The 12007-nt window shown below is 62.9% G+C and carries 10 protein-coding genes and 5 tRNA genes; 3 read left to right on the forward strand and 12 right to left on the reverse strand.

From position 1 onward, the window contains the following. The first annotated feature begins 165 nt into the window (after window positions 1–165). Window positions 166–1026 carry a PA4780 family RIO1-like protein kinase gene (locus ACB039_RS08600; protein ID WP_371165502.1) on the forward strand — a complete coding sequence of 287 codons (861 nt, stop codon included), beginning with the start codon at window positions 166–168 and terminating at the stop codon, window positions 1024–1026. A gap of 602 nt (window positions 1027–1628) precedes the next feature. Here ACB039_RS08600 and ACB039_RS08605 read toward each other — a convergent pair. Next, a complete protein-coding gene (locus ACB039_RS08605; RefSeq protein ID WP_371165503.1) occupies window positions 1629–2507 on the reverse strand; it encodes a pirin family protein in 879 nt (292 codons plus the stop codon). Window positions 2508–2550: 43 nt separating this feature from the next. Next, window positions 2551–3201 (reverse strand): hypothetical protein, encoded by a 651-nt coding sequence (locus ACB039_RS08610; protein ID WP_371165504.1) that lies wholly within the window; start codon window positions 3199–3201, stop codon window positions 2551–2553. 184 nt (window positions 3202–3385) lie between these two features. On the opposite strand from ACB039_RS08610, the gene ACB039_RS08615 reads away from it, so the two are divergent. Further along, window positions 3386–5815: a DNA polymerase II gene (locus ACB039_RS08615; protein ID WP_371165505.1), complete on the forward strand. Its 2430-nt coding sequence runs from the start codon at window positions 3386–3388 to the stop codon at window positions 5813–5815. A 104-nt stretch (window positions 5816–5919) separates the two neighbouring features. Here the strand turns inward: ACB039_RS08615 and ACB039_RS08620 are convergent. From ACB039_RS08620 to ACB039_RS08650, 7 genes are all read right to left on the reverse strand, one after another. Then, window positions 5920–5996, reverse strand: a tRNA-Val gene (locus ACB039_RS08620). A 36-nt stretch (window positions 5997–6032) separates the two neighbouring features. Continuing rightward, window positions 6033–6109, reverse strand: a tRNA-Val gene (locus ACB039_RS08625). Between the two features lie 26 nt (window positions 6110–6135). Continuing rightward, window positions 6136–6212, reverse strand: a tRNA-Val gene (locus ACB039_RS08630). Between the two features lie 15 nt (window positions 6213–6227). Further along, a tRNA-Val gene (locus ACB039_RS08635) sits at window positions 6228–6304 on the reverse strand. Between the two features lie 11 nt (window positions 6305–6315). Further along, a tRNA-Val gene (locus ACB039_RS08640) sits at window positions 6316–6392 on the reverse strand. A gap of 170 nt (window positions 6393–6562) precedes the next feature. Beyond that, the gene (locus ACB039_RS08645) at window positions 6563–7942 is read right to left on the reverse strand and encodes an MATE family efflux transporter (protein WP_226172710.1); all 1380 of its coding nucleotides are present in this window, start codon (window positions 7940–7942) and stop codon (window positions 6563–6565) included. 152 nt (window positions 7943–8094) lie between these two features. Continuing rightward, entirely contained in the window at window positions 8095–8301 is a 207-nt protein-coding gene (locus ACB039_RS08650) for a YaeP family protein (RefSeq protein ID WP_323981274.1), read from the reverse strand. Window positions 8302–8437: 136 nt separating this feature from the next. Here ACB039_RS08650 and ACB039_RS08655 point away from each other — a divergent pair, with 136 nt between their 5' ends. Continuing rightward, entirely contained in the window at window positions 8438–9055 is a 618-nt protein-coding gene (locus ACB039_RS08655; protein ID WP_317842533.1) for a riboflavin synthase subunit alpha, read from the forward strand. Between the two features lie 554 nt (window positions 9056–9609). Here the strand turns inward: ACB039_RS08655 and ACB039_RS08660 are convergent. The 3 genes from ACB039_RS08660 to purT form a co-directional block, all read right to left on the reverse strand. Then, window positions 9610–9813 carry a CPXCG motif-containing cysteine-rich protein gene (locus ACB039_RS08660; protein ID WP_005324812.1) on the reverse strand — a complete coding sequence of 68 codons (204 nt, stop codon included), beginning with the start codon at window positions 9811–9813 and terminating at the stop codon, window positions 9610–9612. A gap of 154 nt (window positions 9814–9967) precedes the next feature. Next, the gene (gene hxpB / locus ACB039_RS08665; protein WP_371165506.1) at window positions 9968–10627 is read right to left on the reverse strand and encodes a hexitol phosphatase HxpB; all 660 of its coding nucleotides are present in this window, start codon (window positions 10625–10627) and stop codon (window positions 9968–9970) included. Window positions 10628–10755: 128 nt separating this feature from the next. Further along, window positions 10756–11934, reverse strand: a complete 1179-nt coding sequence (purT, locus tag ACB039_RS08670; protein ID WP_226172718.1) for a formate-dependent phosphoribosylglycinamide formyltransferase — start codon at window positions 11932–11934, stop codon at window positions 10756–10758. Window positions 11935–12007: the final 73 nt, after the last annotated feature.

Consider the following 12007-nt stretch of genomic DNA (forward strand, 5'->3'; position numbering starts at 1 on the left):
GGTCGTGTTGACAACCAGGGAGAGGCGGTTGGCGCGGGGCACACCAGGCCACCCCCGGCAAGTGGCCGGTGGGGGACCAAAGCGGGGCCCTGTCTGGCCTCCCGTCATGTGCAAACAGGCGCAAACAAGGTGCAAACAAGGTGCAAATAAGGTAAAAGGGCGGTCATGAAAATTCCAAATCGAATCCAACCTCTGGTTGATGACGGCCTGGTCGACGATGTCATCAGCCGGCTGATGAGCGGCAAAGAAGCCGACGTCTATGTGGTGCGCTGCGGCGACGAGATCCGCTGCGCCAAAGTCTATAAAGAGGCCTCCAAACGCAGCTTCAAGCAGGCCGTGGTCTATCAGGAAGGGCGCAAGGTGCGGGGCAGCCGCGATGCCCGCGCCATGGAGAAGGGCTCCAAGTACGGTCGCAAGCAGCACGAAGAGGTATGGCAGAACACCGAGGTGGATGCCCTGTTCAAGCTGGCTGCCGCCGGCGTGCGGGTGCCCACCCCCTATGTCTGCCTGGACGGCGTGCTCTTGATGGAGCTCATCACTGACGCCGACGGCAACGTCGCGCCCCGCCTCAACGACGTGGCGCTCTCGCCCGAGCAGGCGCTCATCGATCACGGCAAGGTGATCCGCTACGTGGTGCGCATGCTCTGCGCCGGCCTCATCCACGGGGATCTCTCCGAGTTCAACGTGCTGGTGGACGAGCAGGGCCCCGTCATCATCGACCTGCCCCAGGTGGTGAATGCCGCCGCCAACAACCAGGCCAGGGCAATGCTGGAGCGGGACGTCAACAATATGCGCAACTACTACGGCATCTATGCCCCCGAGCTGCTCAAGACCCGTTATGCCAGGGAGATGTGGTCCCTGTTCGAAGATGGCAAGCTCGGCCCGGAAACCGAGCTGACCGGCCTGTTCGAGGAGAGTGCCGAGGCCATCGATGTGGATGGGGTGCTGCACGAGATCGAGAGTGCACAGGAAGAGGCCATGGCCCGTCGTGCCAGGCTGAAGGCCGAGCAGGAAGAGGAGTTCTGATGCGCACTTGAGGCGCGCCTCCTGTCTACTTTCCCTGTGTCAGGGCACCGACCTCTATCAGGCTGGTTGTGCAAAGGGGTTGCAATGACGAGAGGGGCTATGTGCCCCTCTTTGTTTAAGTGGTGGATCAGCCGGGAACATGGTTGCCACTTCACAAGCCGGCTCCGCAAGTCTGCCTGCTGGTTCGGCGTGCAACCACAAACACCAGTGTACACACGGCGATCGGCACCAGAAAATCCAGCACACTCCCCAGTTCCCAGACGCTGGGATCGAATCCTCCCCACCAAGGCATGTTGATCCTTCGCCCCTGCCCGAACAGCGCTATCCATCTATATTCTGCCTGTGTCTGCTCTCGTGCGACAAACCATATGCACCCCATGAGGCCACCATATCCCCAGTGCCCAAAGCGGTATCCGAAGAGTATCTGGACGGAGACAGCTGCGCTGGCGTGATAGAAGGGTGATAAATCCATAAACAATCCTTGCTGCTCACCAAGAACGCCCGCTACCGGCCGTGTTGAAACGATCGATTCCACGTCTGGCAGGTCTGCAGGCAGCTCTCGATTCGATATGTGCCGTTACGGTAAGTCTGTCTTGTCGGGCTCAGAGCCCGGCAAGGGGCGGAGCGACTAGGCGCGGCCCAACGTAACCCACCACCTCGCCGAAGCGGGGGTGACCGCTCTCCCAATCCGCGGCGGCGGTGCGAATGGCCTCGGGGTTGAAGCTCACGAAGTTCCACCAGATCTGCAGCGGCTTGGTCAGGGGCTCGCCGCCGATGAGCAGCAGGCGGGTGTCTGGGCCGAGTGTCACCCTCAGCGCCCGGGTGCCCGGTGGCAGATAGAGGAGCTGCTCTGGGGCGAGCGTTTCCCCTGCTATGGTCGCTTCTCCCTGCAAGGGGAAGAGCCCGTGCTCGAAGGCGGGATCCAGGGAGAGGGTGATTTCTCCCCCCTGTGGGGCGTGCAGATCCAGCCCCAGGATGGGGGAGAAGTGCAGGGTGGGGGCGCGCTGGCCGCTGTGCTCGCCGATGAGCAGGGTGAGATCGATCCCCTCTTGCTGCCAGCGGGGGAGTCTCGGGTAGTGATCGAAGCGGGGCGGGGTGTGCTGATCCGCCTCGGGCAGGGCTATCCAGAGCTGGGCGGCGTGCAAGTCGGGATGGCCGGCCAGGGACTCCTCGGTGTGGGCTATGCCCCGTCCGGCGGTCATCAGATTCACCTGGCCCGGGCGGATCACCTGCTCGCTGCCCAGGCTGTCCCGGTGGAGGATCTCCCCCGCCAGCATCCAGGTGAAGGTCTGCAGGGCGATATGGGGATGGGGCCCCACATCCAGCCCGGGGGCGCCGGGTGCGAAGCGGGTCGGCCCTATGTGGTCGAGAAAGCACCAGGGCCCTATGGTGCGTCGCTCCTTGACCGGGAGGGCGCGGGCCACCGGGATGCCGCCCACGTCGGTGAGGCGGGAGGAAATGCGTTGCCACTGTTGCGTCATGTCGTGCTCCTTGCAATGGGTTGATGGCGTATGGTTTTTCGCCCTAACGGCGGCGGATCGCCGGGAAGCTTCTCATGGGGGCGAAGCCGGGTCTTATCGCCGGTCTGACGGTGGGGGTGCGCACCGGCGTGGTCATGGTGCGAGGGAGGTGGGGTCCGGCATCCACCTTGGGCTGAGTGGAGGGGGTCAGCAAACTGTTGTCGGCCTTGGGCTGCGCCCCGGGGACTAGCAGGCCATTCTCGGTTCTGGGGAGAGTGCCGCCTCTGTCGTCCAGCGGTGAGCGCGGGGAGTTGTCCGGGTTGCTGATGCTGGGTCTGTTCTGCCGGTTGTCACGCAGCGCCTGTTGCTGCGCTGGCGTCATGGCATTCCAGCGGATCGCCAGATCCCCTCGCAGGGCGGCCACGTCTGGCTGGCCAGGGTTCTCCTGCCAATCCTGATACTTCTCCCTGATCTCTTGCTGGCGCTCCGGATCGAGCCCGCTCCACCACTTCTTGATCAGCTCGTCGAACTCCCCCTGGTTGTCGCAGCACCAGGGGTAGTAGTCATCCCAATAGCCGTAATAGTCGTCATACCACCAGTAAGAGGCGCCATAGACGCCACCAGTGCTGGCCCCCGCATCGCCGCCTGATGAGGAGGTGTTGCTGCAGCCTGCAAGGCCCAGGGCCAGCAGGGGAATAAGGAGGACGATGCGCATGATGCTCCCGGTGCCATGAAAGGACGCAATGGACGGATGATAGCCTGACTATGCACCAATCCGGCCGCAGATGGCAGACCCACCCCCCATAAGGCGCCAGGCCGCCCCATGACGCGGGGGAATTGCGGCCGGGCACTGTATGAACGTACAATAGTCCCATCCCAAGGCCGACCCCCTATTCTTCATGACTGCGACCCAGCCCCCCGTTCCCGCCACCCCGCCGCTCGACGGTTTTATCCTGACCCGCCACGGTCGGGACGTGCGTGGCCGCAACGGGCAGGCTGCCACGACCGAAATCGTGATGTGGCTCTGGAGTGCCCAGGGGCCGGTGCGACTGGTGGTGCCGGGGCAGGAGCCGGTCTTCTTCCTGCCACAGAGCCACATGGCCGAAGCCGCCGAGTTGTTCAAGGGCGCCGGGGTTAGTGGGCGGTTTCGCCGCCTGCCCATGCACACCTTCGATGGCCGCCCTGTGGTGGGCTGCTATTTTGCCACCCTGAGCGCCTTTCACCGCGCCATCGAGCTGCTGCTCATTCGCGGGCTGGAGCACTTTGAGGCGGATATCCGGCTGCCGGAGCGCTTCCTGATGGAACGCTTCATCACCGCCGGCGTGCGCTTCGATGGCCGGGCGGTAAAAAAGGGGGGCAGGCAGGGCTACTGGGAGGTGAACGAGGCGCGCTGCGCGCCCCAGGCGGTGACGCCGACCCTCTCCTGGGTGTCCCTGGACGTGGAGTGTGCCATGGACGGGGCGCTTTTCTCGGTCGGCCTTTACAGCGAGCAGGATGCGCGGGTCATCATGATAGGCAACCCGGAGGCGGATGCCGACAGCTGGGGCACTCAGGTCGAGTGGGTGGCGGATGAAAGCGCCCTGCTCGGCGCGCTGGAGAGCTGGTTCACTCTGCACGATCCGGATCTGGTGATCGGCTGGAACGTGGTGAACTTTGACTTTCGCCTGCTGCTGCGCCGCGCCGAGCTGGGCAAGCGGCGGCTGCGGCTGGGGCGAGGACGCGAGCTCTGCTTCTGGCGCTCGTCGCGGGGGGATCCCCAGACCGGCAACGTCATCATCCCCGGGCGCATGGTGCTCGATGGCATAGATACTCTCAAAAGCGCCACCTGGCAGTTTGCCAGCTACAGCCTGGATGCGGTGGCCAGCGAGTTGCTCGGTCGCGGCAAGGATATCGAGGACGTGGCGAACCGGGGGGAGAAGATCACCGAGCTGTTCCACTCCGACAAGGAGGCGCTGGCCCGCTACAACCTGGAAGACTGCAAGCTGGTGTGGGAGATCTTCGACTACTGCCACCTCATCCCCTTTGCCATAGAGCGCGCCTCCCTCACTGGTCTCGAACTGGACCGGGTGGGGGGCTCTGTGGCCGCCTTTACCAACCTCTACCTGCCGCGGCTGCATCGCGGCGGCTACGTGGCCCCCAATCTGCCCGCCGACGGGGGGCTGGCGAGCCCCGGCGGCTATGTGATGGACTCCAAGCCCGGCCTCTATCGTCACGTGCTGGTGCTCGACTTCAAGAGCCTGTATCCCAGCATCATCCGCACCTTCTTCATCGATCCCATGGGACTGGTGGAGGGGTTGCAGCACCCCGAACAGGCCATTCCCGGCTTTCGCGGCGCCCTGTTCTCCCGCAGCCGGCACTTCCTGCCGGATCTCATCGCCACCCTGTGGGCGGCGCGGGATAGGGCCAAGGCGGCCAGCAACAAGGCGCTTTCCCAGGCCATCAAGATCATCATGAACTCCTTCTACGGCGTGCTGGGATCGGGGGGCTGCCGCTTCTATGATCCTAGGCTGGCATCATCGATCACTTTGCGCGGTCACAGCATCATGCAGCAGACCCGGGAGTGGATAGAGGCCAAGGGGTTCGAGGTGATCTATGGCGACACCGACTCCACCTTCGTTCACCTGAACAGGGAGACCAGCCCGCAGCAGGCCGAACAGATAGGCCGCGAGCTGGCCACCATGATCAACGATAACTGGACGGCGCTGATCAGGCGTGAGTTCGATCTGCCCTGTTATCTCGAGATCGAATACGAGACCCACTACCGCCGCTTCCTGATGCCGACCATCCGCGGGCTGGAGAAGGGGAGCAAGAAGCGCTATGCCGGCCTGGTCGGCGGCGAGGGGCAGGAGGGGAGTGAGCAGCTGGTGTTCAAGGGGCTCGAATCTGTGCGCACCGACTGGACTATGCTGGCCAAGCAGTTTCAGACCCGCCTCTATGAGCTGGTGTTTCACGATGAAGATCCCAGCGGCTATGTGCGCACCATGGTGGATGAGACCCGTGCTGGCCTGCACGACGATCTGCTCATCTACCGCAAGCGGCTGCGCCAAAAACTCGAGGAGTATCAGAAGAATGTGCCGCCCCACGTGCGGGCGGCGCGCCTGGCGGACGAAGAGAACCTGCGCCGCGGCTTGCCCCAGCGCTATCAGCACAGGGGCACCATCGCCTATCTGATGACCCTCAACGGCCCAGAGCCGCTGGAGTACAGGCGCAGCGCCATCGACTACGAGCACTACATCGACAAGCAGCTGAGGCCCATCGCCGACGCCATCCTCCCCTTCATCGGCGAGTCGTTCGACCGTATCTGCGGCCAGCAGCTGGATCTCTTCTAGCGAGCCAGCCCCCGCAGCCGGGGCTGATCCGGGTCAGGATGACCGGGAGGACAGGGCAACGTCAGAATGCAAAAAGCCCGCTCAAGGAGCGGGCTTTTCAAATTTGGTGCGTCCTAGTGGATTCGAACCACCGACCCCCACCATGTCAAGGTGATGCTCTAACCAGCTGAGCTAAGGACGCAGGGTGCGCGATGCGGCTTTTTCATTTGCAGGGGAGTGGTGGGTTTAATTGGATTCGAACCAACGACCCCTACCATGTCAAGGTAGTGCTCTAACCAACTGAGCTATAAACCCACATCTGCAATTTATTCAAACTGTTATGGTGCGTCCTAGTGGATTCGAACCACCGACCCCCACCATGTCAAGGTGATGCTCTAACCAGCTGAGCTAAGGACGCATAACAGTGTCGTGATGGTGCGTCCTAGTGGATTCGAACCACCGACCCCCACCATGTCAAGGTGGTGCTCTAACCAGCTGAGCTAAGGACGCATCGCGAAAAGTGGTGGGTTTAATTGGATTCGAACCAACGACCCCTACCATGTCAAGGTAGTGCTCTAACCAACTGAGCTATAAACCCGCTTTTCATCATGCAAGCGAACACGACGTTGCTTGCGTGGTCGGCATACTACCCATGCCCCCAAAGGCTGTCAACAAGGGACATGCACAAAGGAGACTGTTTGCCCAGTTCTTGCGCAGCCTGTTGATTTTGCAGGCGAGCAGCTCGATTGAGCGGCGTCGTGGCGCCCTTTATTGGGCCCGGGAAAGCGCGGTGCAGGCCTCCGGGCTCGCGAAGCGGCCATAGATGAACCTCAGCCGCGCCCCCAGCATCAGGGCGGCGCCGGTGAGGCCGACGATGAAGCCGACCCAGAAACCCTGCGGCCCCATGCGCGGCACCACCCAGTCGGTCAGCCCCAGGATCATGCCGGTGGGCAGCCCCATGCCCCAGTAGGCGATGATGGTGATGTAGAAGATGGCCTGGGTGTCCTTGTAGCCGCGCAGGGCGGCGGCGGCCACCACCTGCACCGAATCGGAGATCTGGTAGATGGCGGCGAAGAACAGCAGGGTGGCGGCCAGCGTGATCACCTGGAGATCATCGGTATAGATGCCTGCGATGGGCTCGCGCAGCAACACCGTCAGGGCGGCGGTACCGGCGGCCACCGCCATGCCGAGCATCAGACCGGTGCGGGCGGCGACCCGGGCCTGCTCCGGCTGGCCTTCCCCTATGCTGTGGCCGACTCTGATGGTCACACCGACGCCAATGGAGAGCGGCAGCATGAACACCAGGCTGGAGAAGTTCAGCGCTATCTGGTGGCTTGCCACTGTTTCGGCGCCGAAGGGGGCCAGCATCAGTGCCACCACGGTGAACAGGGTTACCTCGCAGAAGATGGCCATGGCGATGGGGAACCCTAAGCGAAACAGGCGCCAGATCCGGCTGCCGTTGGGGCGTGCCAGCTGGGCGAACAGGTTGATCTTCTTGAAGTGGGGGGAGAGCTTCACGTAGGCGATCATCGCCAGCAGCATGGCCCAGAGTACGATGGCGGTGGCCACGCCGCAGCCGACCCCGCCGAGTTTCGGCATGCCAAAGTGGCCGTGGATGAAGATGTAGTTGGCGGGGATGTTGACCGCCAGCCCGACAAACCCGATCACCATGGTGGGCATGGTATGGGAGAGCCCCTCGCTGAAGTTGCGCAGCACCTGGAACAGCACGAAGGCGGGCAGGCCCCACAGGATGGCGTGCAGGTAACCGGCGGTCTTCTCCGCCATCACGGGATCCACATCCATGAACTGCAGCGCCAGCGGACTGAAGTAGAGTGCCAGCATGGCGATGGGGGTCACCATCAGCGCCAGCCAGAAGCCCTGGTGCACGGCCGGGCGGATCTCGTCCCGTTTGCGGGCCCCGTTGAGCTGGGAAACGATGGGGGTGAGCGCCATGATGATGCCCTGCACCAGCAAGATGATCGGCAGCCAGAAGCTGGAGGCCACCGACACGGCGGCGAGATCCACGGCGCTGACCTGACCCGCCATCACGGTATCGACGAAGTTCATGGCGATCTGGGCCACCTGGGCCACCAGTATGGGGCTGGCTAGACGAACGAGCTGCTTCGCCTCGGTCCAATAACGTTGCACTGACACCTCCGAGTGGATCAGATAAAAGAGAAAAGAACGGGTAAATGAGAGGGGCTTTGGTCTCCTCGGCAGGAAGAAACAAAGCGCGGGGGTGTCATTCTAGCCTGAAAATCCGCCAACGTGGAAGGTTGGCGGCGCATTTCTACCCGGGATCAGGCGTCCTCGTGATCGCTGATCAGCAGGTTGGCGGCGGCGTAGGCGGCCTGCTCGCGAAGGTCTGCCGGCACCCTATCGTCGCTTGCCACGGCGTTGAGCGCCCGTACGCTGGCGGCGATGGCTTGGGGTACATATCCCTGTTCACCTGAGCCTATCTGGTTGTAGGCGATGCGAATGGCTTCACAGCACTGATATACCTGCATTTTTGTTTCCTCGTTAAGCCTGGATTGAATGGGGTCACTATAACGATCGGGGCCCGCCTTGTCAGCCGGCACCCTTGTCTTGCACTGTGGCCGGGGGTAACCTGCCGACAATTTTATTACAGCGTGGAGACGAGACATGTTCACCGGCATAGTACAGGGAACCGCCGAACTGGTGGCCATCGAAGAGCTGCCCAACTTCCGCACCCATGTGATCCGCATGCCGAGCCCGGCCTGGGGTGAGGGGCTGGCGCTTGGCGCCTCCGTGGCCCACAACGGCTGCTGCCTGACGGTCACCCGGGTGGAGGGGGACCTGGTCAGCTTCGATCTGATGCAGGAGACCCTGCGCCTGACCAACCTCGGTGCGCTCGGGGTAGGGGACAAGGTAAATGTGGAGCGGGCCGCCCGCTTTGGCGACGAGATTGGCGGCCATGCCATGTCCGGCCACATCATGGGCACGGCCGAGGTGACCTCGGTCATCGACACCCCCAACAATCGCCAGGTGTGGTACCGCCTCGCCCCCGAACTGATGAAATACGTGCTGACCAAGGGCTACATCGGCATCGACGGCATCAGCCTGACCATAGGCGAGGTGCGCGGCAGCGAGTTTTGCGTCAACCTCATTCCCGAGACCCTGGCCCGCACCAACCTGGGCTGGATCAAGGCGGGCTGGCAAACCAATATCGAGATCGATCCCCAGACCCAGGCCATCGTCGACACAGTGGAGCGGGTGCTGGCGGCGCGCCAGCCAGCCTGATCCGCCTGCGTTCACCCCTCAAGCTGGGCCTGCATCATGGGGGCCTGTCCTATCCGTGGCTGTAAAGGCTTCAGTCAACGCAGAACCCAGGCCGTCATGGGCCTGTGTCCGCATCTTGCAGTGTCTGATCCAGACGAAGCCCATCAAGATGACGGGCCCAAAGCGATGAACAGGAGAACCCTGTGGCGAGGAGAAACACCATGCCCGGTGTGGCCGGCACCCCCTTGGCCTGCTGTGTCTCACGGAGCCTGGCTGTCTGACGCTGGCCGAAGGATGAAACCGGACCTACACTTCGAGTGTCTGGCACATCCATGAGCCGACAACCATCACATAAGCGACAAGGCCCCTTGGCGAACTTCAGGATGATTTGAGGTTCTCCGAGGGGCTTTTTTCTATGGGATCATTTTGAGGGGCTCAGGTACCTGAGGAGAAGCGAGCCTGGATTCGACAGCATGGCGTCGCTTCAGTCCTCATCCCCAGCGCAGGGCGACGCATCACGTATGCACCCGATGATACAGGCATGCCTCATGCAGGCCGAGCCATCGAAACGGCAATCAGAACATCTGCTCGTCGTCCGCATCCACAAACAGCTGCAGGCAGTCGCGAGCGTCATCCCGGTGCAATCGCAGGTGGATCGGATTGCAACAGGCCATGCAGTCCTCGTAGAACTCCTGATCCCCTTGGCTGGCATCCAGCTCGACCCGGGTGTGGTGGCCGCAGTGCGGGCAGACGATGCGCTTGCTGATGTATTCGATCATGGTGACCTCCTCGGGCCCTTGGGCCGCCTCTGTTCCCTGATTCTAGTCGGCAAGAGGCGGCCCAACCGCGAGCGGGCGCACGTTTATGACAGGGTTCAAGGGATGCACGGTGCCCCGATATTCTGATCCGACACGCCCTTGGCCCCGGATGGATTCAAGCCACCCAGCGGGTCAGCATGTCGGCATCCAGCTCAGCGAGCGAATGCAGCTGGTGATCGGCGATGGCGAGGCGTGGATCGCCGACAAGGGCCGGGTCCGGCACAATCAGCGCCTTCATGGAGGCCGCCTTGGCCGCCAGCAGGCCGGTGAAGCTGTCCTCAATGGCGAAGCAGTGCACGGGCTCCACTCCCAGCTTCTCGGCGGCGTGGATATAGACATCCGGGTGGGGCTTGCCAAAGCGCTCCACCTCGGCGGAGTGGACCGCCATGAAGCGATCCCGGATGCCGAGTTTGCCGAGCACCGCCTCCACCATGGTGAAGGGGGAAGAGGTAGCGAGCCCGATCTTGAGGCCACGGGCCTCGATGAGGTCGAGGGCTTCCAGCACGCCGGCCTTGGCCTGACCCTCCTGCAGGATGAGCGCTATCACCTGATCCAGGATGCGCTGGACCACCTCTTCCTGGGTCGGGCCGTTCCAGGGGCGCAGGCGATACCAGTGGGCCACCAGCTGATCGATGCGCACCCCTATGGTGGAGTTGCAGTCCTCCTCGGTGTGGAAGTGGCCCAGCTCGGAGAAGACGGCCATCTGGGCCCGTTGCCAAAAGGGTTCCGAGTCGATCAGAACACCATCCATATCGAAGATCACGGCAGTTAACATCTTGTACTCCTGACATAGGTGAAGGGGGGATTATAAGCCCGGCGCTTCAATGGAAAAGGGGCAGAAGCCTGCCCCTTGCGCCGGATCACGCAGATAAACGTTTGTTTTTACGTGACAAAGAGAGCGCTCTAGAAGAGCACCTCGACCCGGGCGGCGACCGCCTTGGCCTGTTCGACCGCTTCATTGCAATCTTCGCCCCGGGCCAGCGCCACGCCGAGACGGCGGCGACCGGCGATCTCGGGTTTGCCGAACAGACGCAACTGGGCACCCGGTACCAGAGCCAGAGCCTCGCCAATGGCGCCATAGCGTATGTTCTGGCTGTGGCCTTCCCGCAACACCACGGCGGAGGCGCTCGGCCCGAACTGGGTGATGGTGCCGACCGGCAGCCCCAGAATGGCCCGTACGTGCAGGGCAAACTCGGAGAGATCCTGGGAAATCAGCGTCACCATGCCGGTGTCGTGGGGGCGGGGTGACACTTCGCTGAACCACACCTCGTCGCCCCTGATGAAGAGCTCCACCCCGAACAGGCCATGACCGCCGAGGGCCTCGACCACCTTGGCCGCGACCTCTTTGGCGCGGGCCAACGCCAGCTCGCTCATGGCTTGCGGCTGCCAGGATTCGCGGTAGTCACCGTCTTCCTGACGATGGCCTATGGGATCGCAGAAGTGAATGCCGTCCACGGCACGCACCGTGAGCAAGGTTATCTCGTACTCGAAGGGGACGAAGCCTTCGACTATCACCTTGCCACGACCGGCGCGGCCACCCTCCTGGGCATAGGTCCAGCTCTCGTCCAGTTTGGCAAGATCGCGCAGCAGGCTCTGGCCCTTGCCGGAGGAGCTCATCACGGGTTTCACCACGCAGGGCAGGCCGATGGCCTCGACGGCGGCGACGAACTCCTCCTTGCTCTGGGCGAAGCGGTAGGAAGAGGTGGGCAGGCCCAGCTCTTCGGCGGCGAGGCGGCGGATCCCCTCCCTGTTCATGGTGAGCTGGGTGGCGCGGGCGTTGGGCACGACCCTGACCCCTTCCTGCTCAAGCTGCGCCAGGGTATCGGTGGCGATGGCTTCAATCTCGGGGATGATAAGGTCGGGCTTGACCTCGGCCACCAGGGCGCGCAGGGCGGCACCATCGAGCATGTCCAGCACGTGGGCTTTGTGGGCAACCTGCATGGCGGGAGCATTGGCGTAGCGGTCGGCGGCAATCACTTCTATGCCAAGGCGTTGCAGCTCGATGGCGACTTCCTTGCCGAGTTCGCCTGAACCGAGCAGCAGGGCACGGGTGGCAGCGGGGCGGGTGGCGGTTCCAAACATCTGATCTCTCCTGATGTCCATGGTCAGGGTTGCTGACCCGAGTGAGTAAAAAAAAGAGGCACGCATGGCGTAC

Source organism: Aeromonas sp. S2(2024), assembly GCF_041402505.1.
In the GTDB taxonomy this organism is placed as follows: domain Bacteria; phylum Pseudomonadota; class Gammaproteobacteria; order Enterobacterales; family Aeromonadaceae; genus Aeromonas; species Aeromonas media.

Bases quoted from the DNA above. Each gene is read 5' to 3' on its own strand.
- hxpB (WP_371165506.1), bottom strand. From the start codon at position 10,627: ATGTTAACTGCCGTGATCTTCGATATGGATGGTGTTCTGATCGACTCG.
- ACB039_RS08605 (WP_371165503.1), bottom strand. From the start codon at position 2,507: ATGACGCAACAGTGGCAACGCATTTCCTCCCGCCTCACCGACGTGGGC.
- ACB039_RS08615 (WP_371165505.1), top strand. From the start codon at position 3,386: ATGACTGCGACCCAGCCCCCCGTTCCCGCCACCCCGCCGCTCGACGGT.
- ACB039_RS08610 (WP_371165504.1), bottom strand. From the start codon at position 3,201: ATGCGCATCGTCCTCCTTATTCCCCTGCTGGCCCTGGGCCTTGCAGGC.
- ACB039_RS08600 (WP_371165502.1), top strand. From the start codon at position 166: ATGAAAATTCCAAATCGAATCCAACCTCTGGTTGATGACGGCCTGGTC.
- ACB039_RS08660 (WP_005324812.1), bottom strand. From the start codon at position 9,813: ATGATCGAATACATCAGCAAGCGCATCGTCTGCCCGCACTGCGGCCAC.
- purT (WP_226172718.1), bottom strand. From the start codon at position 11,934: ATGTTTGGAACCGCCACCCGCCCCGCTGCCACCCGTGCCCTGCTGCTC.
- ACB039_RS08650 (WP_323981274.1), bottom strand. From the start codon at position 8,301: ATGCAGGTATATCAGTGCTGTGAAGCCATTCGCATCGCCTACAACCAG.
- ACB039_RS08655 (WP_317842533.1), top strand. From the start codon at position 8,438: ATGTTCACCGGCATAGTACAGGGAACCGCCGAACTGGTGGCCATCGAA.